Origin of the sequence: Actinomycetospora callitridis (assembly GCF_028737265.1) — a bacterium.
GTDB classification, from domain to species: domain Bacteria; phylum Actinomycetota; class Actinomycetes; order Mycobacteriales; family Pseudonocardiaceae; genus Actinomycetospora; species Actinomycetospora callitridis.
In genome coordinates this window covers 1-20,587 of record NZ_JAQZAK010000003.1, presented here as the reverse complement: position 1 = coordinate 20,587, position 20,587 = coordinate 1, and the positions used below count along the sequence as shown (strand labels likewise).

Here is a 20,587-nt window from a genome sequence, read left to right as displayed (position 1 = left end):
GGGCGCCGGACGGTGCGTCGGGTCGTCTGGCGGTTGATGCCCCTCCTGGGGCTGCTGTACTTCATCAACTACCTCGACCGCGTCAACATCGGCTTCGCGGGGCCGAACGGCATGAACGCCGAGCTCCAGATGACCGCGACGGTCTTCGGGCTCGCGTCGGGCATCTTCTTCGTCGGCTACCTGCTGCTCGAGGTGCCCAGCAACCTGGCGCTGCACCGCTTCGGCGCGCGTCGTTGGATCACCCGGATCCTGGTGTCCTGGGGCATCGTCGCCTCGGTCATGGCGTTCGCGCCGAACGCGACGGTGCTGATCGTCCTGCGCTTCCTGCTCGGCGTGGCCGAGGCCGGCTTCTTCCCCGGCATCATCCTGTATCTGACCTTCTGGTTCCCGGCCGAGTACCGGGCGCGGGCGGTCGGCTGGTTCATGGTCGCGGTGCCGATCTCGACCGCGGTCGGGTCGACGGTCAGCGCCCTGATCATCTCCGTGGGCGACGGCCTCTTCGGTCTGTCCGGCTGGCGGGTCATGTTCCTGCTCGAGGGCATCCCGGCGATCCTGCTCGGCATCGTGACGTTCTTCGCCCTCACCGACCGTCCCGAGCAGGCGAAGTGGCTCTCCGAGGACGAGCGGACGTGGCTGAGTCGGCGGCTGGCCGCCGAGTCCGCCGAGGTGGAGGCGGCCGACCACTGGACCCTGCGCCGCGCCCTGACCGCGCCACGCATCCTGGTGCTGGCCTTCGTCTACTTCGGCGTCACCTACGGGCTCTACGCGCTCGGCTTCTTCCTGCCCACGATCGTCTCCGGGTTCGAGCAGCAGTTCGGGACCAAGCTCGGCATCGTCGAGAAGGGCCTCGTCACGTCCGTGCCGTACGCGGTGGCGGCGGTCGGCATGGTGCTCTGGAGCCGCGCGGCCGACCGCTCCGCCGCCCGCACCGACGGTGGGTTCCTCGCCGGCGAGTCGGGTCGGCGCTGGTGGCTCGCCCTGCCGATGATCCTCGGCGGGATCGCCATCCCGATCGCGCTCTACCAGAGCAACCCGTTCTGGACGATGGCCGCGGTGACGGTCTGCGCGGTCGGGACCTGCTCGGCCCTGCCCACGTTCTGGCCCCTGCCCTCGCAGTTCCTCACCGGGGCGGCCGCGGCCGGCGGCATCGCCCTGATCAACTCCCTGGGGAACCTCTCGGGCTTCGTCGCGCCGTACGTCACCGGCGGGCTCGCCGACCTCACCGGCAGCCAGCGCGCGGGGCTCTGGGTCGTCGGCCTCGTGACGATCCTGGCCGCCGTCCTGGCGCTGGTCGTCGGGCGTACGCGTCACCCTTCCGCCGTAGCGCACTCCTCGGGTTAAGCTCCCCGCCACCCGCTCGACGGCGACGCGGATCACCACCTGACCGAGGCCCTGAGGGGGACGTGTGCCCGGACCGGACCGCACCGCCTGGTTGCGGCGCAAACCGATCGCCACCATGGCGGCCGAGACCGGCGCCGACGCCTCCGCGGGCCACGAGGGCGGGGACCTCAAGCGCTCGATCGGGCTCGGTCAGCTCGTGGCGATCGGCATCGGGTCGACCGTCGGCACCGGCATCTTCTTCGTGCTCTCCGAGGCCACCCCGAAGGCCGGGCCCGCGGTGGTCCTGTCCTTCGTGATCGCCGGGATCACCGCCGGGCTGACCGCGCTCTGCTACGCCGAGCTCGCCTCGGCGGTGCCGGTGTCCGGGTCGTCGTACTCCTACGCCTACGCCACCCTCGGCGAGGCCGCGGCGATGGGCGTGGCGGCCTGCCTGATCCTCGAGTACCTCGTCTCCTCGGCCGCCGTCTCGGTGGGCTGGTCGGAGTACCTCAACGCCCTGCTCCAGAGCACGGTCGGCGTACGGGTGCCCGAGGCGCTGTCCGGGGCGCCCGGCGCCGGCGGCATCGTCAACCTGCCGGCGATCGTCCTCGTCGTCCTGTGCACCCTGCTGCTGATCCGCGGGGTGAGCGAGTCGGCCACCGCCAACGCGATCATGGTGGTGATCAAGCTCGCGGTCCTGCTGCTGTTCGTCGGGCTGGCGTTCACCGCGTTCTCCGCCGACAACTTCGCGGAGTTCGCGCCGCTCGGCGTGGGCGGCATCGGCGCCGCAGCCGGCACGGTGTTCTTCTCGTTCATCGGCCTCGACGCCGTGTCGACGGCCGGCGAGGAGGTCAAGGACCCGCGGCGCACGCTCCCCCGCGCCCTGATGCTCTCACTCGTCGTCGTCACCGTGGTCTACCTGCTGGTGGCCGTCGCGGCGCTCGGCGCGCAGCCGTGGGAGCAGTTCGAGGGCCAGGAGGCCGGGCTCGCGGCGATCCTCACGCAGGTGACGGGCGCCAGCTGGCCGGGGATCGTCCTCGCGGCGGGCGCCGTCATCTCGATCTTCAGTGTCACCCTGGTGACGATGTACGCCCAGAGCCGGATCCTGTTCTCGATGAGCCGCGACGGGATGCTGCCCCCGCTGCTCTCGCGGGTGAACCCCCGCACCCTCACCCCGGTGCCCACGACGATCCTCGTCGGCATCGCCGTCGCCGTCCTGGCCGGTCTGGTGCCGCTCGACGTCCTCGCCGACCTCGTCAGCGTGGGGACCCTGGTGGCGTTCAGCGTCGTGTCGATCGGGGTCATGGTGCTGCGCCGGACCGCGCCGGACCTCCCCCGCGGCTTCCGCGTGCCCGGCTACCCGGTGACGCCGGTCCTCTCGATCGCGGCCTGCGTCTACCTCATCCTCGGGCTCTCCTGGATCACCCACGTCGTGTTCGTCCTCTGGCTGGCGGTCGCCCTGATCTTCTGGGCGCTCTACGGGGCCCGCCACTCCCGGCTCATCGCCCCGGCCGGCGCGACCGGCACGACCGGTCCGACCGAGGGGGAGTCGTCGTGACCGTGCTCGTCGGGCACATGCCCGGGACCGACCCCGACGCCGCGGTCTCGCTCGGGGCGCGGCTGGCACGTGTGATCGGCGGCCCGCTCGTCGTCTGCACCGTCTCGCCGCCCGGGCATGACGACGCCCCGGAGGTGATTCCCGAGATCGAGGGTGTCGACGTCGAGGTCGAGCACGTCGCGGACCGCTCGGTGCCCGGCGGCCTTGCCCGCGCCGCGCACGCACGCCAGGCCGACCTGGTCGTGCTCGGCGACGGCCCGCCCCGCCCGGGGTCGGTCGGCGCCCGCCTCGCGCGGGCCGCCGACGTGCCCGTCGCGCTCGCCGGGCACGTGGCGCTCGCCGACGGCCCGGTCACGCGTGTGACCTGCGCCTTCGGCCCCGGACGCCGCGCCCGCGGTGTGCTCGCCACGGCCGCCGACCTCGCGCGGCGTGCCGATGCCGCCCTGCGCGTCGCGTCCTTCGCCCCGCAGCGTGGGCCGACGGTGCCGCCGGAGGCGGGCCTGCACGCCGAGCGGGTGGTCGTCGAGCAGTGGCGCGAGCAGATGATCGGCGCGCAGCGCGAGGCACTCGAGGGCCTGGGCATCGACGGCGCCGAGACCGTCGCGGTCGCGGACGACACGGTCGAGGAGGCCGTGCGGTCGCTGGAGTGGGGCGAGGGTGACCTGCTCGTCGCCGGGGCCTCGCCCGCCGGCGCCGCTACCCGGCTGCTCATCGGCGACCCCGGCGCCGCCGTCCTGGAGGCCTCGCCGGTGCCGATCGTCCTGTCCCCGGGGGCCACGGCGCTCTAGATGTCAACGTCGGTTGACAGCTCCGGGTCTGTCAACCTAGATTGACACGCATGGCTGATGCGACGGCGGTGGCGGCGGCGGCCTCCTCGCGGGACCCGGCGACGGGTCTCGCAGCGGTGGCGTCCCTGCGGGCGCTCCTCGAGTCCCTGGAGGAGCTGCAGGTCCGCAACGCCCGGGACCAGGGCTGGTCCTGGCAGCAGATCGCCGACGGACTGTCGGTCAGCAGGCAGGCGGTGCACAAGAAGTACCGCCGCAGCGGGGTCGTCTAGGGGATCGTCCAGGAGGTCCGACCATGTTCGAACGCTTCACCGACCCGGCGCGCCGGATCGTGGTCCTCGCCCAGGAGGAGGCCCGCCAGCGCGCCGACGACCACATCGGCAGCGAGCACCTCCTGCTCGGGCTCTGCCGGGCGGGCGACACCCGCGGGGCGGCGCTGCTCGCCGCCCGCGGGGTGACCCTCGCGGTGGTCGAGGAGGACCTGCGCCGCGCGGGGCCGCCCGACCTGCCCGACCGCGAGGCGCTGGCCGACGTGGGGATCGACCTCGACGAGGTCCGTGCCCGCGTCGAGGCGGCCTTCGGCCCGGGTGCGCTCGAGAACACCCGGGCCGCGGGCGGGCGTCGCCGCCGGCTGTGGGGTCACATCCCCTTCGACCGCGGCGCGAAGAAGGTCCTCGAGCTCGCCCTGCGCGAGGCGGTGCGCCGCGGCGACCGGACCATCGGCTCCGAGCACGTCCTGCTGGGCATGCTCCACCGCGAGACCGGGCGCGCGGCACCGCTGCTGCACGCCCGGGGCGTCACGCTGCACGCGATGCGCGCGGCCCTCGACGACGACGCCCCCGGAGCGGCCAGCGGCTGACCGCCCCGTCAGAAGGACGGGCTGTTCCCGAAGAAGATCGCCACTCCGAGGATCAGGAGACCGCCGAGGACGAACGCCAGCGTGCTGGTTCCCCGGTATCTCTTGCGGCCGGCCATGATGTTCCGGGCGTCGCTGGCGGCTCGGAAGTACTCCGCCCAGCGACGCCCCACCACGAACCCGAGCGTGATGCCGACCACGATGCCTGCAGCGATGAGCGTGCCCACAGATGCCCCCCAGGTCACTTAGGACCTCAGTGTCACCTCTGGTCCCACGAACGGATGAGAGGACACGCCGCACGTGGGTGCCTCCGACCGCGCATGTGGCCTGTCGACGTGCTCCCGTAACGCACACCGGGCGTCTGCGACGGTCCGCCGCTGGCACGTGCTAGGACTCGGCGAGCTCCTCCAGCGGCGGGCAGGAGCAGACGAGGTGCCGGTCGCCGTGGGCGGCGTCGATGCGCCGCACCGGGGGCCAGATCTTCGTCGGGCGCCCGCCGGCCGGGAAGGCCGCCTCCTCGCGGGAGTAGGCGTGGTCCCACGCCCCGCCCAGCACCGAGCGGGCGGTGAAGGGCGCGTGGACCAGCGGGTTGTCGTCCGCCGGCCACTCCCCCGACTCGACACGGGCGATCTCGCCGCGGATGGCGATCATCGCGTCGATGAACCGGTCGATCTCGGCGAGGTCCTCGGACTCGGTCGGCTCGACCATGAGCGTCCCGGCCACGGGGAACGACATCGTCGGCGCGTGGAAGCCGTAGTCGGCGAGGCGCTTGGCGACGTCGTCGACCGTGATGCCCGACGCCTTGGTCAGCGGGCGCAGGTCGAGGATGCACTCGTGGGCGACCATGCCGCCCGGGCCGGTGTAGAGCACCGGGAAGTGCTCGTCCAGGCGCTTCGCGACGTAGTTGGCCGCGGCCACGGCGGTCAGCGTCGCGCGGCGCAGTCCGTCGACACCCATGAGCCGGACGTAGGCCCAGGAGATCGGCAGGATCGACGCCGAGCCCCAGGGTGCGCCGGCGACGGGGCCGATCCCGGTCTCGGGTCCCGCCGACGGCTGGGCCGGGTGGTTCGGCAGGAACGGCGCGAGGTGCTCGACCACGCCGACGGGGCCGACGCCGGGGCCCCCGCCGCCGTGCGGGATGCAGAAGGTCTTGTGCAGGTTCAGGTGGCTGACGTCGGCGCCGAAGCGACCGGGGCGGGCGAGCCCGACCAGGGCGTTGAGGTTGGCGCCGTCGACGTAGACCTGCCCGCCGGCGTCGTGCACGGCCGCGCAGACCTTGCGCACGCGCGGCTCGTAGACCCCGTGCGTCGACGGGTAGGTGATCATGATCGCCGCGAGCGTGTCGGCGTTCTCCCCGATGACCTTCTCCAGGTCCTCGACGTCGACGTCGCCGCGGTCGGTGGTCTTCACGACCTTGACCCGCATGCCCGCCGAGATCGCGGACGCGGCGTTCGTGCCGTGCGCCGACGACGGGATGAGGCACACGTCGCGGTGCTCGTCGCCCCGCGAGCGGTGGTAGGCGCGGATGGCCAGCAGGCCGGCGAGCTCGCCCTGCGAGCCGGCGTTGGGCTGCAGCGAGACCGCGTGGTAGCCGGTGAGGTGCACCAGCCAGTCCTCGAGGTCCGTGATCACCTGGAGCATCCCCGGCGCGTCGGACTCCGGCGCGAACGGGTGCAGGTCGCCGAACCCGGGGTAGGTGATCGGCTCCATCTCGGCGGTGGCGTTGAGCTTCATCGTGCAGCTGCCCAGCGGGATCATGCTGCGGTCGAGCGCGACGTCCTTGTCGGAGAGCTCGCGCAGGTAGCGCAGCAGCGCGGTCTCGCTGCGGTGGCGGTGGAACACCGGGTGCGTGAGGTACGACGACGTCCGCTCGAGCGAGGCCGGCACGGCGTCGGCGGTGGCGGCGTCGAGGTCCGAGACGTTGAGGTCGCCGGCGCCGAGGGCGCGCCACAGGGACCGCAGGTGCTCGCGCGTCGTGCGCTCGGAGCAGGAGATGCCGACGTGGTCGGCGTCCACCTCGCGGACGAGGATGCCCTCGCCGCGGCAGGCGGCGACGGCGGCCGGGGCCTCGCCGGGCACGCGCACCAGCACGGTGTCGAAGAACTCGCGGTGCACCACCTCGACGCCGCCCTTGACCAGGCCGGCCGCCAGGACGGCGGCCATCCGGTGGGTGCGCCGCGCGATCGTCCGGAGCCCGGTCGGCCCGTGGTGCACGGCGTACATCGCGGCGATCACCGCGAGCAGGACCTGCGCGGTGCAGATGTTGCTCGTGGCCTTGTCGCGGCGGATGTGCTGCTCGCGGGTCTGCAGGGCGAGGCGGTGCGCGGGGTCGCCGTCGGCGTCGATGGACGTGCCCACGAGACGCCCGGGCAGCTGGCGCGCGAGGCCCTGGCGGACCGCGAGGAACCCGGCGTGCGGGCCGCCGAAGCCGAGCGGCACCCCGAAGCGCTGGGTGGAGCCGACCGCGACGTCGGCGCCCAGGTCGCCGGGCGGGGTGACCATGGTGGCGGCGAGCAGGTCGCAGGCGGCGATCACCGCAGCACCGCGGTCGTGCACGGCCTCGATCACCGCGCGGTGGTCGCGCAGCGCCCCGGACGCGCCGGGGGCGGCGAGCAGGAGGCCGAAGAAGTCGTTCGCCAGAGGAGAATCGTCGGCCGTCAGATCCCCCGTGACGTCCACGGTCTGCAGCTCGATGCCCAGCGCCTCCGCGCGGGTCTCGAGCACCGCGACGGTCTGGGGCAGCGTGTCGGCGTCGACGAGGAACCGGCTAGGCCTGTCCTTGTGTGGCGGCGTCTTGTCGGCCCGGCGCAGCAGCAGCATCGCCTCGGCCGCGGCGGTGGACTCGTCGAGCATCGAGGCGCCCGCGACGTCGAGGCCCGTGAGGTCGCAGACCATCGTCTGGAAGTTGAGCAGGGCCTCGAGGCGACCCTGGCTGATCTCGGGCTGGTAGGGCGTGTACGCCGTGTACCAGGCCGGGTCCTCGAGCACGTTGCGTCGGATCACCGGCGGGGTGAGCGTGCCGTGGTAGCCGAGGCCGAGCATCGGCTCCAGCGTGGTGTTCCGCGCGGCCATCCCGCGCAGTTCGTCGAGCACCTGGGCCTCGGTCGCCGGGGGCGGCGGGGCGTGGCCGGTGGGGTCGTCCGACCAGTCGGCCGGGTCGGTGCGGATCGAGCTGGGCATCGCCGTGTCGGCGAGCTCCTCCAGCGAGCCGACGCCGATCGTCTCGAGCATCCGCGCGAGGCCCGCGGCGTCCGGACCGATGTGCCGGTCGGCGAAGGGCACCCCGTGCTCGAGCGCGGCGAGGGGAGCGGACTCCCACGAGGAGCGGGCGGGCGAACCGTGCGGTGCGGACATGACGCCTCCGGTGGCAGGGCGAGCAGGGGCCTCGCACGCCGCGGACGTCGCCGTCCGTCGCGTACGGCCTCCCCCTCTGCCGCTGCCCACTCACCTGTGGGCGCCTGAGAGCTTCGCCGGTGAGGTGGGCTCACCCTCGGCTTGCACCATCGGCGGGTGGTCGACCCCGGCGTGAACCGGGACCGATCACCTCTTTCCAGAGGTCGTCTCCTCCGCGCGGTCTGGGATGCCTGAGAGGTTCCGGGGAGGAGTTGCTCCTTCGGCGCCTGCGGCCAGAGGCTTCTGTGTGCAGGTCTCTCCCGCGCGGTGTCCAAGTACGACGGGATGAGGGTAGCGCAGTCGGGCGGCCGGACCCAGGGTCCGCGTGGCCCGTGTCACCCGGTGCGTGTCAGCCGGCGGAGCGGGCTCCGCGGTTGCGGCGCGAGGCCAGCTCGTCCTCCGGCGACGGGTCGACGACGGCGGTGTCGGCGCGCTCGGCAGGGAAGCGCGCGATGCTGCCGGAGATCTCCCGCATGGCTCCGCCGACGGCGATCCCGAAGACGCCCTGGCCGCCCTGCAGCAGGTCGACGACCTCCTCCGGGGAGGTGCACTCGTAGACGGTGACCCCGTCGGAGAACAGGGTGATGCGCGCGAGGTCGCGCACGCCGTGGCGGCGCAGCTGCTCGACGGCGACGCGGATGTTGTTCAGCGAGACGCCGGTGTCGAGGAGGTTCTTGACCACCTTGAGCACCGCGAGGTCCTTGAACGAGTACAGCCGCTGGGAGCCGGAGCCCGTCGCGGAGCGGATGCTCGGGACCACGAGCTTGGTGCGCGCCCAGTAGTCGAGCTGGCGGTAGGTGATGCCGACGATCTGACACGCGGCCGGCCCGCGGTACCCGACGACGTCACCCGAGGGCGGCCCGTCGCCGAACACTTCCTCGGCGAACAGCGAGCCCTGCTCGCCCTCCGGACCGAGGGGCTCGAGCTCGGGGCCGGCGGGTCCGCCGTCCTGACCACCGCTCACCGATTGCCTCCCTCGTTCCGTTGTGGCGCCGACGGTACGAGCGGCGGAGATGGGGGTCAACGCGACGCGCGGCGACTCTCGACCTTGACTTCAGGGTGAGAGTACCGACCCCCGAACGACCGTTACGTGTCGGCCCCGCGGAAGTCCTCCGGGGACACGGAGTCGAGGAACTCGCGGAACTTCTCGACCTCGTCCTCCTGCTCGTCCGGGATCACCAGACCGGCCTCGGAGAGCACACCCTCCTCGGCGTGGATCGGCACCCCGACCCGCAGGGCGAGGGCCACCGAGTCGCTGGGGCGGGCGGAGACGCGGATGTCACCGTCGAACACCAGCTCGGCGTAGAAGGTGCCCTCCTGCAGGTCGATGATCCGGACCTGCTCGAGCCGGCGGTCCAGCGCACCCAGCACGTCCTTGAGCAGGTCGTGGGTGAGCGGGCGGGCGGGCTTGACGCCCTGCTGCTCGAGGGCGATGGCCGTGGCCTCGACGGAGCCGATCCAGATCGGCAGGTACCGGTCGCCCTCGGCCTCCCGGAGAAGGAGGATCGGCTGGTTCGCGGGGAGCTCGACCCGAACCCCCACGACTCGCATCTCGCTCATGCGGCTCGCCTCCTTCGATCGACGGATCGAGACGCTACACGCTCGCGAACCCCTGCGCGCGAGTCCGCGAGGGCCTCCGCGGGCTCCGTCGCCCAGCGGGGCGGGGGCCGTGTGACGCCCCTGTGACGGGCCGGTTCAGCGCTTGAGACCGTGGCGCAGACCCGCCCCGACGAGCAGCGCGTGCAGGCGTCCGGAGAGCGCCGCCAGCTCCGCGGAGAGCTCCTCGGCGCGGCGGGCGGCCTCGGGACCGCGGCTGCGGGCGACGGGGGTGACGAGCTGGGCGAGCAGGCCGACCTCGCGGTCCGCGCTGGCGCGCGCCGAGCGCAGCAGGCGCGGCTCGACGCCGAGACGTGCGAGCGAGGCCGCGGTGCGCGCCACCAGGACGTCCTCGGGCTCGTAGCGGCCGTCGGCGTCGGGACGCAGGATGCCGTGGTGCTCGAGGCCGTCGAGCAGCGAGGCGTCCACGCCGTCCTCGGCGAGCATCACGTCGCGGCTCACGGTGTCCCCGCGGGCGGTGCGGGCGCCGTCGGGGTCCTCGTCGGGCTCGACGCGGTCGGCCACCGAGGCGAGGCTGCGCACCCGGGCGGTGGCCGCGGCGCTCGGGCCGGAGGGCGTGGTCGGGCCGCCGGGTCCACCGGGGCCGGGACCACCGGACTCCGGCGGGGCCGCCGTCGCGAGCGCACCGTCGGCGCCGCCCGGGGTCTCCCCCGGCAGCGTCGGGCCGCCGTCGACGGGGTTGCGGTCGAACTCGTCGAGCCGGGCCCGGATGACCTTGAGGGGCAGGTAGTGGTCGCGCTGCGCGGACAGCACGAACCGCAGGCGCACGACGTCGGCGTGCGAGAACTGCCGGTAGCCCGCCGGGGTGCGCGCCGGACGGATCAGGCCCTCGGACTCGAGGAACCGGATCTTGGAGATCGTGATCTCCGGGAAGTCGGCACGCAGCGCGTCGAGCACCGAGCCGATCGAGAGGGGGGATCCCCCAGGCTCGGACAGCCCGGCCGCGGTCACTCCAGCCCCGCCCCCGCCCCGGCCGACCCGCCGTCACGGGGACCGGTGAGGAAGACGAGGCGGAACTTGCCGATCTGCACCTCGTCGCCGTTGGCGAGCACCGCGGTGTCCACGGGCTCGCGGTTGACGTACGTGCCGTTGAGGCTGCCGACGTCCACCACCACGAACTCCGCGCCGTCGCGGCGGAACTCCGCGTGCCGGCGGGAGACGGTGACGTCGTCGAGGAAGATGTCCGAGTCGGGGTGCCGACCCGCGCTCGTGGTGTCCCGGTCGAGGAGGAAGCGCGACCCGGCGTTGGGGCCGCGCTTGACCACCAGCAGCGCGGAGCCCGCGGGCAGCGCGTCGACCCCGGACACCGGAGCGCCGCGGGACTCGGTCTCGGGCTCGGCCAGGAAGTCGGCCCGGAAGACCGACGTCGTCTCGCCCTGACGCTCGGGGGGGACCGGGGGACCGCCTGTGCTCACCGTGCTCCTCCGTCGTGTCGTGCTCGGTCTCGTGATCGATCGAGGTGTCCCGCCCGTCCCCGGCCGGCTCCGGGACCCTGGAAGGGGGCCCCGTCCCCGGCCTCGGTGACGGATCGTCGCGAGGTGGCCGTCACGGTACCGGTCCCCGCCACGGGGTCGAGGCCCTCCCCACCCACCGTGAGCGAGAGTCCGCGTGCCGTGGCGGAGCGTCAACGGTGGCGACCGTCCGGGGTCCCCGAACGAGGGCCCGCGGATGGTCAGGAGCCGTCGACGATCTCCTGGTAGGCGGCCGCGTCGAGCAGGTCCTCGAGGGCGCGCGGGTCGGGCAGGCGCAGCTCCATCATCCAGCCCGAGCCGTACGGATCGGAGTTGATGAGCTCCGGGGTGTCCGCCAGCCCGTCGTTGACCGCGGTGACCTCGCCGTCGAGCGGGGCGTAGATCTCGGAGACCGACTTGGTGGACTCGACCTCGGCGACGGACTCGCCGGAGGACACCGTCGCCCCCACCGAGGGCAGCTGGACGTACACGACGTCACCGAGCTGGTCCTGGGCGTAGTCGGTGATGCCGACACGGACGACCGACGGGTCGGCCTCGCTCGAGGTGATCCACTCGTGCTCGGCGGTGTAGCGCAGGCCCTCGGGGACCACCGGCGACTCCTCACGTCAGGGGTTGTGCTCGGTCCGGCCCGGGTTCTCCCCGGGCGGCGGCAGGCTAGAGCGCCGGGCACCGGCGGGCCAAGCCGGGACCGTGCACGTCACGCCGTCGCGACCGGTGACCGGACGAGTTGGACGAGGTAGAGCGCGCCCGACCACAGGTGCAGGGCGACCCCCCACACCGTGAAGGCGTAGGCGAACGGGCGGGCGATGTCGGCGCCGGGCCAGTCCATCTGCGCGAGCAGCAGCAGGGGGAACGCGTAGAGCAGGTTGAGCGTCGCGGCCTTGCCGATGTAGAGCACCGGGAAGGCCAGGTAGCCCTTGCGTCGCAGCAGCGGCAGCGCGAGCGAGACGACGACGTCACGGCCGATGATCAGGACGAGTACCCACCACGGCACGATCCCGCGGATGAGGAACGCGACCAGCGTCGCCACGGTGTAGAGCCGGTCGGCCAGCGGGTCGAGCAGCTCGCCGAGGCGGCTGTACTGGTCGAGGGCGCGCGCGATCCGCCCGTCGAGCCAGTCGGTGATGCCGCTGGCCACCAGGACGACGAGCGCCCAGCCGTCGGCCTGCGGACCCAGCAGCAGCCAGAGGAACAGCGGCACCCCGAGCAGGCGCACGAAGCTCAGCGCGTTGGGCACGGTGAGCCAGCGCTCGCCGGCGAGCTCGCGGAGGGTCACGGCGGCGAGTATCCCCCGGACCCTCCGGGCGCAGCAGGGTCAGCGCGCCGTCCAGCCCATGTCCATCGTCACCGGGGATCCGGTGAAGGTGGACCCGGCCGGGGTCTGCAGGAACGCGACCACGTCGGCCACCTCGGAGGGCTCGATCAGCCGCTTGCGGGCGTGCGGGGTGAGGATGACCTCCTCGATCACCCGGTCCTCGCTGATCCCGTGCGCGCGGGCCTGGTCGGCGATCTGCTTCTCGACCAGCGGGGTGCGTACGTAGCCGGGGCAGACGGCGGTGGCGGTGATCCGGTCCTCGGCGCCCTCGAGCGCGAGGGTCTTCACCAGCCCGAGGACGCCGTGCTTCGCCGAGACGTAGCCCGCCTTGTACGGCGAGGCGGCCAGGGCGTGCGCCGAGGCGATCGCGACGAAGCGCCCGCCCTCCGGGGCCGCGCGCAGGGCCTCCCACGCGTACTTGGCCAGCAGGAACGGGCTGGTCAGCAGGATCGCCTGGAGGGCGTCCCAGCGGTCCTCGTCGAAGTCGGCCACCGGCGAGACGTGCTGGAACCCGGCGTTGGGCACGACGAGGTCGAGGCGGCCGAACTGCTCGAGGGCCGTGTCGATCGCGGCGCGGTTGCCCTCGCGGGTGGTGAGGTCGGCAGCGAGGGAGGGGCCGGGGAGGGTCTCGTCAACTTTGAGGTCCACCCCCAGGACCGACCAGCCGTCGTTCGTCAACCGCTCGACGATCGCCCGGCCGATCCCGCTGCCCGATCCGGTCACCACCGCTGCTCGCTGCTCGCTGCTCATCCCCCGACCGTAAGGTGTCGCGGCGTGATCGCTCCCGCCAGCGGCCCCGCTCTGGGCCTGCCGGCTCAGCCCGCTCCCCCGGTCCCCGACGTCCGGCGCCTCGCGGTGCTGCGGGCCAACGGCCTCGGCGACTACGTCGTCGCCGAGCCCGCGCTCGCCGCCCTGCGCGCCACCTACCCCGACGCCGAGGTGACGCTGCTCGGCGCCCAGCACCACGTCGGGCTGCTCACGGGCAGGCCCTCGCCGGTCGACCGGGTCGTCACCGTGCCCCTGATGCCCGGCGTGCGGGTCGGTCCCGACCCGGACGCGAGCGAGGACGAGATCGAGGCCTGGGCCGCCGAGCAGCGGGCCTACGGCTACGACCTCGCGGTCCAGATGCACGGCGGCGGGCGGAACTCCAACGCGCTGCTGCTGCGGCTGGGCGCCCGCGTGACGGCGGGGTCGGCGACCCCGGATGCGCCGCGCCCCGACCGCTGGGTGCCGTACTGGCCCTTCCAGCACGACACCGTGCGCTGGCTCGAGGTGGCCGCCGCGGCCGGCGCCACGCCGACCCGGGTGGAGCCGTGCGTCGAGGTCACCGCCGAGGACCTGGCGTCCTCGCGCGCGGTGGTGCCGGCCGGCGACGCGCCGCTGCTCGTCGTCCACCCCGGCGCCACCGACGCCCGGCGCTGCTACCCCGAGGAGCGCCTCGGGGCGATCGCCCAGGACCTCGCCGACCGCGGCGCCCGGGTGGTCGTCGCGGGCGGGCCCTCGGAGGCCGAGCGGGTCGCCCGCGTCGTCTCGGGCATGCGCTCGACCCCCGAGACGGCCGTGGGCACGCTCGACCTGCCGGGCCTGGTCGGGCTGCTGTCGCGCGCGACACTGGTGCTCGGCAACGACTCGGGGCCGCGGCACCTCGCGGGCGCCGTCGGCACCCCGACCGTCGCCGTCTTCACCTACGCGAACCTCGCGGACGTGGCGCCGCTGACCCGCGTCTGGCACCGCGTGCTCGTCTCGTGGCACGGCGGGTGCCGGGTGTGCGGGATGCGGGTGCTCGACGGCTGGTGCGGGCACGAGCAGAGCGCGACCCACGACGTCGACGTCGCCGAGGTCCGCGAGGCCGCGCTCGACCTCTGGGAGCAATCAGAGGGAGCACGCCGATGGGGATGCTCCGCACGTGAGTGATCCGGGTCGTCAGGACGACCCGGATCACTCACGTGACGCGGAGCGTCGTCCCCTCCTGCGCGGCGACGATCTCGCCGATCACGGGGTGGCCGGGGATCTCGCCGGCGAGCAGCAGGCCGCCGGAGGTCTGGGCGTCGGCGAGCAGCAGGGCCATGGTCTCGTCGGTGTCCACGAGGTCGAGGCGCGCGTGCGGGCGCACCCAGTCGAGGTTGCGCCGCGAGCCGCCGGGCACGTAGCCGTCGCGGGCGGCCTCGCGGGCGCCGTCGAGGAACGGCACGGCGCTGCTGTCGATCACCGCGGTGACCCCGGACGCCCGCGCGAGCTTGTGGGCGTGGCCGAGCAGGCCGAAGCCGGTGATGTCGGTGCCCGCCCGGATGCCCGCGGCCACGGCGGCCCGTGAGGCCTCGGCGTTGAGCGTGGTCATCACCTCGACGGCCGCCGCGAACGACTCGCCGGTGGCCTTGTGCCGGTTGTTGAGCACGCCGAGGCCGAGCGGCTTGGTCAGCGTCAGCGGCGTGCCCGGGCGGGCGGCGTCGTTGCGGATCAGCGCCTCGGGGTCGGCGATCCCGGTGACCGCCATGCCGTACTTGGGCTCCGGGTCGTCCACCGAGTGCCCGCCGGCGACGTGACAGCCGGCGAGGTCGGCCACCGCCAGGCCGCCGCGCAGGACCTCGGCGGCGAGGTCGTAGGGCAGCACCTCGCGCGGCCAGCACAGCAGGTTCAGCGCGATCACCGGGCGCCCGCCCATGGCGTAGACGTCGGAGAGGGCGTTGGCCGCCGCGATGCGTCCCCAGTCGTAGGGGTCGTCGACGACGGGGGTGAAGAAGTCGGTGGTCGCGATCAGCGCGAGGCCGTCGCGGATCCGCACGGCCGCGGCGTCGTCGCCGTCCTCGAGCCCGACGAGGAGCTCGCCCTCACGCGTCGTCGACGGCGACGGCATCAGCCCGCGCACCACGTCCTCGAGCTCGCCGGGCGGGATCTTGCAGGCGCAGCCGCCGCCGTGGGCGTAGCCGGTGAGGCGCGTGACAGGGGACGTCGCGGTCATGCCCCCCGTTCTACAACCTGTGCAGACCCTCCAGCACGCGCGCCATGATGTCGCGGGACGGGGCGCCCGAGGCGGCGACGGCCCGCGGGTGCACGAGCAGCAGGCCCGCGCCCGCCATGTCGTCGATGATCACCCGGGCGACGCCGAGCGGCACCGAGAGCAGGGCGGCGACCTCGGCGACCGAGCGTGGGTCGCCGACCACGTCGCCGAGCGCCACGTGCTCGGGGTCCTCCAGCGGCGGGCGCGGCGAGGGGATGGACACGAGGGTCTCGACGGCCAGGTCGGCGCGCGCCTTCGTGCGCCCGCCGGTGCGGACGTACGGGCGCACGCGGGTGCGCGTGCTCTCCGGCGGCGGGGTCGCGGTGATGAACAGCGGCAGGGTCGGGGCGTCGTCGGCCTCGGGCCCCGGCGACACCGCCGAACGGCGCAGCGGCGGCGCGGCCTGGGCGGGCACCGCCGCGTCCTCGGCCGCCTCGCGCTCGGCCGCCCGGCGGGCGCGGCGGCCCTGCGAGCCGAACCGGGCCCCGGTGCGTCCGAGGGTGGAGTCCTCGGGCGTGGCCTCGGGGGCGGCCTCCTGGACGGGCAGGGGCTCCGAGACCGGGCCCTGGTCCTCGGGGTCGTCCTGGACGATCGCGCGCGGGAAGCGGGCGCCGGTGCGACCGACGCGCGCGCGACGGCGCGGCCGGTCGGTGCCGTCGCCCTCGCTCACGCTCCGCTCCCCTCGGTGGACCCGATCGGCGTATCCCACCGGCCGAGCCGCCTCGCGCGGCGGCCGGGATGGTGACCATGACGCGAGGGCGGGAGCCACGATAGAGCAGGTCTCTCCTCCGATCACACGCTCTGCCCGGACCGCAGCGCGAGAGGTGACCGAACGTGATGTCCCGGTCACACGGTGACGGCAGGATCACGGCCGCAGGACGACCCGATGTCAACCGGATCGGCCGCCGTGTCCAGCGACGACGGGCTCGGGTGGGGGCGCTAAGCTACTGCTCAGCCCCACCTTGACCTCTCTCCGTGGGGCTGTTCCCACCGAGACTCGGGGTCGTCGTCGTTCCACCCGGTTCGCCGGGACGTCGACCCCGAGTCTCGTTGTTTGTACTCATCAACCGTCCGCCCGACGCACCCGGATCCGCTCCCCCGCGAGGGCCACGACGTCCCCGGGCGCGATCTGCCGGCCGCGCCGGGTCTCGCTCCGGCCGTTGACCGTGACCTCGCCGGCCTCGAGCACCTCCCGTGCCGCCGCGCCGTGCTCGACGAGACCGGCGAGCTTCAGGAGCTGACCGAGGCGGATCCCCTCGTCGCGGATGTCGACGTCACGGACGGGCGGGCGCTCCACGCCCTCGAGTGTGCCGGGCGGTGCGTGCGTGCCGGTGGTGGGATGGCGCGCGATGGACGTCGTGCTGCTGGTGGTCGCGGGGCTGGGCGCCGGGCTCACCGGGTCGATGGCCGGGCTCGCGTCGCTGTTCTCCTACCCGGCGCTGCTGGCGATCGGCCTCTCCCCCGTGGCGGCCAACCAGACCAACACCATCGCCCTCGCGGTCAGCAGCGTCGGCTCGATGCTGGGCTCCCGCCCCGAGCTGCGCGGCCAGGCGCCCCGCGTCCTGCGCCTGCTGCCACTGACGATCCTGGGCGGGGCCGTCGGCGCCGGCCTCGTGCTCCTGACACCCTCCGACGCCTTCGCCCTCATCGTCCCGTTCCTCGTCGCCGGCGCCTCGCTCGTGCTGCTCTGGCCCCCGCGGATCGACGCGGCCCCGGTGGCGACGCGCGGCGGACGCGCCGCGACCGTCGTCGGCGTCGTCGCGGTGGGCGTCTACAGCGGCTACTTCGGCGCCGCCGCGGGCGTCGTCATGATGGCCCTGCTCGTGCGCGCCCTCGCCGACTCGCTCGTGCGCGTCAACGCGGTGAAGAACGTGCTGCTCGGCGCGTCCAACGCCGTCGCCGCGATCGCCTTCGCCGTCGTCGGCGAGGTCGCCTGGTCGGCGGCGCTGCCGTTGACCTGCGGGCTGCTCGTCGGCAACTACTGCGGCCCCGCGATCGCCCGCCGCCTCCCGCCGACGGTGCTGCGCATCGGCATCGCCGTCGCGGGACTGGTCCTCGCCGGCGTCCTGCTGCAGCGGGCCCTGACGACGCCGTGACGCGCGGGGGGTGATGGAGCGAGGGTCACCTCGAGTGCGTCCCACGCAGGTGGGGCGTCCCTCGCTCCCCACTCGCGAGCGAGCTACACCAGGGCGAGGCTGCAGGCGCGGCCGATGCCGGTGCCGCCGCCGGTGACGAGCGCGGACCTCACGAGCCGCTCAGCTGGCGCTTCACCTCGCCGGACACGCGCCGGCCGTCGGCCTGGCCGGCCACCCTGGGCTGGACGACCTTCATCACCACGCCCATCTGCTTCGGGCCCTGCGCGCCGGTCTCGGCGATGGCCGCCGCGACGATCGCGGTGAGGTCGTCGTCGGAGAGCTGGGCGGGCAGGTAGTCGGCCAGCACGAGCTGCTCGGCGCGCTCGCGCTCGGCGAGCTCCGTGCGGCCCGCGCCGTCGAACGCCTCGGCGGACTCCCGGCGCTTCTTCGACTCGCGCCCGAGGACGGTGATCACCTCGTCGTCGGTGAGCTCGCGGTGCGCCTCGCCCGCGACCTCCTCGGTGTTGATCGCCGACAGCGCCATCCGGATCGTCGAGACCCGGACCTGGTCCCGGGCCTTCATCGCGGTGGTGAGGTCGGTGCGCAGTCGTTCCTTCAGCTCGGACACGCGGACCACCGTAGTCACGTGAGGCGACGGAGAATCGGCGTCGGCATCACCCGCAGCACCCGCCCGAGGATCGCCCACGGCCACGTCGGCACGTAGGCGAAGGCAGGCGCCTTCTCGATCGCGTCCGCCATCGCCTTCGTGCCGGTCGCCGCGTCCACGGAGAAGGGCCGGCTCATCCCCCCGTTGAGCTCGGTGCGGATGTAGCCGGGCGCCAGCGTCGTCACCCGGATCGGCGTGTCCGCGACGTCCACCCGGATGCCCTCGGCGAGGTGCGAGAGCGCGGCCTTGGTCGCCGCGTAGGTCGTCTGGGCACCCTGCAGGCCGCGATCGGCGGCCACCGACGAGACCACGACGAGGTGCCCGGCGTTCTGCGCGCGGAAGATCTCCATCGCCGCCTCGCACTGCGCGAGCGCGGCGACGAAGTTGGTCTGAGCCGTCGCCAGGTTGGCGTCGAAACGCCCGGTACCGATCGGCGCGCCCTTGCCCACCCCGGCGTTGACGATCACGCGGTCGAGGCCGCCGAGCTCGTCGCGCATCGCCCGGAACGTCGTGAAGACGGCGTCGTGGTCGTCGACGTCGAGCGTGGCGACGACGATCCGGACCCCGGTGGGCGCGAGCTCGTCGCGCAGGGCCTCGAGCCGGTCGAGACGCCGGGCGACGAGGGCGAGGTCGTGTCCGCGCGCGGCGAGCTCGCGGGCCATGCCCTCGCCCAGGCCCGCGCTCGCTCCGGTGATCAAGGTCCGCATGGGGCGGGAGCCTGTCAGGTCACCGGTGGGCGAGCACGTTCACCACCACGCCCTGCGGCGTGCGAACGAAGAACCGGCGCACGCCCCACGGCTCGTCGGTGAGCGGGTGGACGATCTCGTACCCGGCCGCCACCGCACCGTCGTGGACCGACTGCAGCGTCGCGAGGTCGTTGACCTCGACCGAGACGCGGCTGTCCTCCGGGGAGGTGGCATCGCGGCTGATGAGCTGCACCTGGGCGGTGCCCGCGCTGTGGTTGACGACCCAGCCCATGTCCATCGGGGTGTCGAGCCCGAGCAGGCCGGTCCAGAAAGGGGCGTCGGCGGCGGGGTCGGCGACGGCGAGGTTGGCGACGATGCGACGCACGGTCGGGGTCATGTCCGGCAGCCTGCCGTCCCGGGGGCGTCGACGGCTTGGACGAATCCGACCCGCCACGGATCCCGGCGGTCTGGTGTTCTCCTGGACGTGGCGGACGACGAGCAGCTGCGCACCGCGCTGGTCGAGGACCTCGACGCGGGGTTCGAGGCGGTGGTGCGCGCCCACGGCGACGTGGTGCACGCGGTCGCGCGGCGGACCTCCGACCGCGCGGCCGACGCCGAGGACCTCGCCGCCGAGGCGCTCCTGCGGGCCTACCGCGCCCTGCGCGGCTACACCCCGGAGCGCATCGAGGGCCTGACCCTGCGGCCCTGGCTCCTGACCATCCTGCTCAACACCGCCCGCAACGACCGTCGCGACGCCGCCCGCCGGCCCCGGACCGACGGCGTCGACCCCGTGCCCGACCGCGCGAGCGCGGCCCCCGGGCCGGCCGAGCGCGCCGAGACCGGCGACCTCGGCGACCGGCTGGCGGGCCTGCTCGCCGAGCTGCCGGTCGCCCAGCGCACCGCGGTGGTGCTGCGCCACGTCGTCGACCTGCCCGTCGCCGAGGTGGCCGCCGTCCTCGCCTGCAGCGAGGGCACCGCCCGGTCGCACGCCGCCCGCGGGCTCGCGGCGCTCCGGATCCGCCTGACCGCCGACACCACCGAGGAGACGGCATGACCGACGCCCCGACCGCCGACCGCCCGACCCCCGACCCCCTGCTGGCCTCCCTGCGCGACCTCGCGGAGCCGGCGCCCGCGACCCTCGCGGACCGCGTGGTCGACGGCTGGGTGCGCGCGCCGAGCCCGCTCGGCGAGGTGTACGCCGTCGCCGGCGCCGGCGGGGTGCGCCTCGTCCGGACCGCCGCCCACGCGGGCGACCTGGAGGTCTTCCTCGAGGAGTACCGGACGCGCCACGGCCGCCCGGTGCGCCCGGCGACACGCCCGCCCCGGGGTCTGCTGCCCGCCCTGCGCGGGACCGGCGGGCCCCCGGAGCTCGACCTCACCGACGTCGGCGAGTTCGCGCGCAAGGTCCTCGCCGCGACGGCGCGCATCCCGGCGGGCCAGATCCGCCCCTACGGCTGGGTGGCCCGCGAGGCCGGGCACCCGAAGGCCGTGCGGGCGGTCGGCACGGCGCTCGCCCGCAACCCGGTCCCGCTGCTCATCCCCTGCCACCGCGTGGTGCGGGGCGACGGCGGCCTCGGGCAGTACCTCTCCGGCGCCGGGGACAAGGCGACGCTGCTGGCGGGCGAGGGCCTGGACCTCGACCGGGTGGCCGACCTCGCCGCCGCGGGCACCCGCCTGGTCGGCAGCGACACCACCGGCGTCGTCTGCTTCCCGTCGTGCCACCACGCGCGCCGGATCACAGACGTCCACCGCCACGGGTTCGCGAGCCTCGACCGGGCCCGCGCCGCCGGCTACCGCCCCTGCCGCGACTGCCGCCCCTGACCCCCCGTGAGGGAAAATAACCGC

Annotated in this window: 24 protein-coding genes and 1 riboswitch; of the genes, 9 read left to right on the top strand and 15 right to left on the bottom strand. The window is 74.2% G+C overall.

What is annotated here, in order from left to right:
• The first annotated feature begins 36 nt into the window (after window positions 1-36).
• The 5 genes from PH191_RS11490 (at window position 37) to PH191_RS11465 (ending at window position 4,522) form a co-directional block, all read left to right on the top strand.
• Window positions 37-1,341, top strand: coding sequence for an MFS transporter (locus PH191_RS11490; RefSeq protein ID WP_274194745.1), 1,305 nt, complete (start codon window positions 37-39; stop codon window positions 1,339-1,341).
• 115 nt (window positions 1,342-1,456) lie between these two features.
• Window positions 1,457-2,878 (top strand): APC family permease, encoded by a 1,422-nt coding sequence (locus tag PH191_RS11485; RefSeq protein WP_274195275.1) that lies wholly within the window; start codon window positions 1,457-1,459, stop codon window positions 2,876-2,878.
• Window positions 2,875-3,666 carry a universal stress protein gene (locus PH191_RS11480; RefSeq protein WP_274194744.1) on the top strand — a complete coding sequence of 264 codons (792 nt, stop codon included), beginning with the start codon at window positions 2,875-2,877 and terminating at the stop codon, window positions 3,664-3,666. The genes PH191_RS11485 and PH191_RS11480 overlap by 4 nt, the downstream gene beginning before the upstream one ends.
• 50 nt (window positions 3,667-3,716) lie before the next feature.
• A complete protein-coding gene (locus tag PH191_RS11475; protein WP_274194743.1) occupies window positions 3,717-3,935 on the top strand; it encodes a helix-turn-helix domain-containing protein in 219 nt (72 codons plus the stop codon).
• A 23-nt stretch (window positions 3,936-3,958) separates the two neighbouring features.
• Entirely contained in the window at window positions 3,959-4,522 is a 564-nt protein-coding gene (locus PH191_RS11465; protein WP_420791796.1) for a Clp protease N-terminal domain-containing protein, read from the top strand.
• Window positions 4,523-4,530: 8 nt separating this feature from the next.
• Here the strand turns inward: PH191_RS11465 and PH191_RS11460 are convergent, their stop codons facing one another.
• The 9 genes from PH191_RS11460 to PH191_RS11420 all read right to left on the bottom strand — a co-directional run bounded on the left by PH191_RS11460 (window position 4,531) and on the right by PH191_RS11420 (window position 13,066).
• On the bottom strand, window positions 4,531-4,746 hold the full coding sequence (locus tag PH191_RS11460; protein ID WP_274194742.1) for a hypothetical protein: 216 nt from the start codon (window positions 4,744-4,746) through the stop codon (window positions 4,531-4,533).
• A gap of 160 nt (window positions 4,747-4,906) precedes the next feature.
• Window positions 4,907-7,873 (bottom strand): aminomethyl-transferring glycine dehydrogenase, encoded by a 2,967-nt coding sequence (gene gcvP / locus PH191_RS11455; protein WP_274194741.1) that lies wholly within the window; start codon window positions 7,871-7,873, stop codon window positions 4,907-4,909.
• A gap of 207 nt (window positions 7,874-8,080) precedes the next feature.
• Window positions 8,081-8,185, bottom strand: a riboswitch (glycine riboswitch).
• A 76-nt stretch (window positions 8,186-8,261) separates the two neighbouring features.
• On the bottom strand, window positions 8,262-8,876 hold the full coding sequence (locus PH191_RS11450; RefSeq protein ID WP_420791795.1) for a MerR family transcriptional regulator: 615 nt from the start codon (window positions 8,874-8,876) through the stop codon (window positions 8,262-8,264).
• A 122-nt stretch (window positions 8,877-8,998) separates the two neighbouring features.
• Window positions 8,999-9,472, bottom strand: coding sequence for a bifunctional nuclease family protein (locus tag PH191_RS11445; protein ID WP_133828637.1), 474 nt, complete (start codon window positions 9,470-9,472; stop codon window positions 8,999-9,001).
• A gap of 135 nt (window positions 9,473-9,607) precedes the next feature.
• The gene (locus PH191_RS11440) at window positions 9,608-10,426 is read right to left on the bottom strand and encodes a MerR family transcriptional regulator (RefSeq protein ID WP_476293931.1); all 819 of its coding nucleotides are present in this window, start codon (window positions 10,424-10,426) and stop codon (window positions 9,608-9,610) included.
• A gap of 50 nt (window positions 10,427-10,476) precedes the next feature.
• Window positions 10,477-10,944 (bottom strand): glycogen accumulation regulator GarA, encoded by a 468-nt coding sequence (gene garA / locus PH191_RS11435; RefSeq protein ID WP_274194739.1) that lies wholly within the window; start codon window positions 10,942-10,944, stop codon window positions 10,477-10,479.
• A gap of 257 nt (window positions 10,945-11,201) precedes the next feature.
• Window positions 11,202-11,591, bottom strand: coding sequence for a glycine cleavage system protein GcvH (gene gcvH / locus PH191_RS11430; protein ID WP_274194738.1), 390 nt, complete (start codon window positions 11,589-11,591; stop codon window positions 11,202-11,204).
• A 107-nt stretch (window positions 11,592-11,698) separates the two neighbouring features.
• Entirely contained in the window at window positions 11,699-12,277 is a 579-nt protein-coding gene (gene clsA, locus PH191_RS11425) for a cardiolipin synthase ClsA (RefSeq protein WP_274194737.1), read from the bottom strand.
• Between the two features lie 39 nt (window positions 12,278-12,316).
• Window positions 12,317-13,066, bottom strand: a complete 750-nt coding sequence (locus tag PH191_RS11420; protein WP_274194736.1) for an SDR family oxidoreductase — start codon at window positions 13,064-13,066, stop codon at window positions 12,317-12,319.
• A gap of 24 nt (window positions 13,067-13,090) precedes the next feature.
• Here PH191_RS11420 and PH191_RS11415 point away from each other — a divergent pair, with 24 nt between their 5' ends.
• Window positions 13,091-14,230, top strand: coding sequence for a glycosyltransferase family 9 protein (locus PH191_RS11415; protein ID WP_274194735.1), 1,140 nt, complete (start codon window positions 13,091-13,093; stop codon window positions 14,228-14,230).
• A 28-nt stretch (window positions 14,231-14,258) separates the two neighbouring features.
• Here PH191_RS11415 and selD read toward each other — a convergent pair whose 3' ends face one another.
• The 3 genes from selD to PH191_RS11400 all read right to left on the bottom strand — a co-directional run bounded on the left by selD (window position 14,259) and on the right by PH191_RS11400 (window position 16,611).
• Window positions 14,259-15,275 carry a selenide, water dikinase SelD gene (gene selD, locus PH191_RS11410; protein ID WP_274194734.1) on the bottom strand — a complete coding sequence of 339 codons (1,017 nt, stop codon included), beginning with the start codon at window positions 15,273-15,275 and terminating at the stop codon, window positions 14,259-14,261.
• A gap of 10 nt (window positions 15,276-15,285) precedes the next feature.
• Complete coding sequence (locus PH191_RS11405; RefSeq protein WP_274194733.1) at window positions 15,286-15,984, bottom strand: DUF742 domain-containing protein; 699 nt, start codon at window positions 15,982-15,984, stop codon at window positions 15,286-15,288.
• Between the two features lie 393 nt (window positions 15,985-16,377).
• Window positions 16,378-16,611: an RNA-binding S4 domain-containing protein gene (locus PH191_RS11400; RefSeq protein ID WP_274194732.1), complete on the bottom strand. Its 234-nt coding sequence runs from the start codon at window positions 16,609-16,611 to the stop codon at window positions 16,378-16,380.
• Window positions 16,612-16,639: 28 nt separating this feature from the next.
• Here PH191_RS11400 and PH191_RS11395 point away from each other — a divergent pair, with 28 nt between their 5' ends.
• Window positions 16,640-17,410 (top strand): sulfite exporter TauE/SafE family protein, encoded by a 771-nt coding sequence (locus PH191_RS11395; RefSeq protein ID WP_420791794.1) that lies wholly within the window; start codon window positions 16,640-16,642, stop codon window positions 17,408-17,410.
• 148 nt (window positions 17,411-17,558) lie between these two features.
• Here PH191_RS11395 and PH191_RS11390 read toward each other — a convergent pair whose 3' ends face one another.
• From PH191_RS11390 to PH191_RS11380, 3 genes are read right to left on the bottom strand one after another with little or no spacing between them, the layout of a single operon-like run.
• A complete protein-coding gene (locus PH191_RS11390; RefSeq protein WP_274194731.1) occupies window positions 17,559-18,017 on the bottom strand; it encodes a GatB/YqeY domain-containing protein in 459 nt (152 codons plus the stop codon).
• Between the two features lie 14 nt (window positions 18,018-18,031).
• On the bottom strand, window positions 18,032-18,763 hold the full coding sequence (locus tag PH191_RS11385) for an SDR family oxidoreductase (RefSeq protein ID WP_274194730.1): 732 nt from the start codon (window positions 18,761-18,763) through the stop codon (window positions 18,032-18,034).
• Between the two features lie 19 nt (window positions 18,764-18,782).
• Window positions 18,783-19,139 carry a VOC family protein gene (locus PH191_RS11380; RefSeq protein ID WP_274194729.1) on the bottom strand — a complete coding sequence of 119 codons (357 nt, stop codon included), beginning with the start codon at window positions 19,137-19,139 and terminating at the stop codon, window positions 18,783-18,785.
• An 87-nt stretch (window positions 19,140-19,226) separates the two neighbouring features.
• Here PH191_RS11380 and PH191_RS11375 point away from each other — a divergent pair, with 87 nt between their 5' ends.
• Both PH191_RS11375 and PH191_RS11370 read left to right on the top strand, forming a co-directional pair.
• On the top strand, window positions 19,227-19,796 hold the full coding sequence (locus PH191_RS11375; protein WP_274194728.1) for an RNA polymerase sigma factor: 570 nt from the start codon (window positions 19,227-19,229) through the stop codon (window positions 19,794-19,796).
• The gene (locus tag PH191_RS11370) at window positions 19,793-20,563 is read left to right on the top strand and encodes a methylated-DNA--[protein]-cysteine S-methyltransferase (protein ID WP_274194727.1); all 771 of its coding nucleotides are present in this window, start codon (window positions 19,793-19,795) and stop codon (window positions 20,561-20,563) included. The genes PH191_RS11375 and PH191_RS11370 overlap by 4 nt, the downstream gene beginning before the upstream one ends.
• Window positions 20,564-20,587 lie beyond the last annotated feature (24 nt).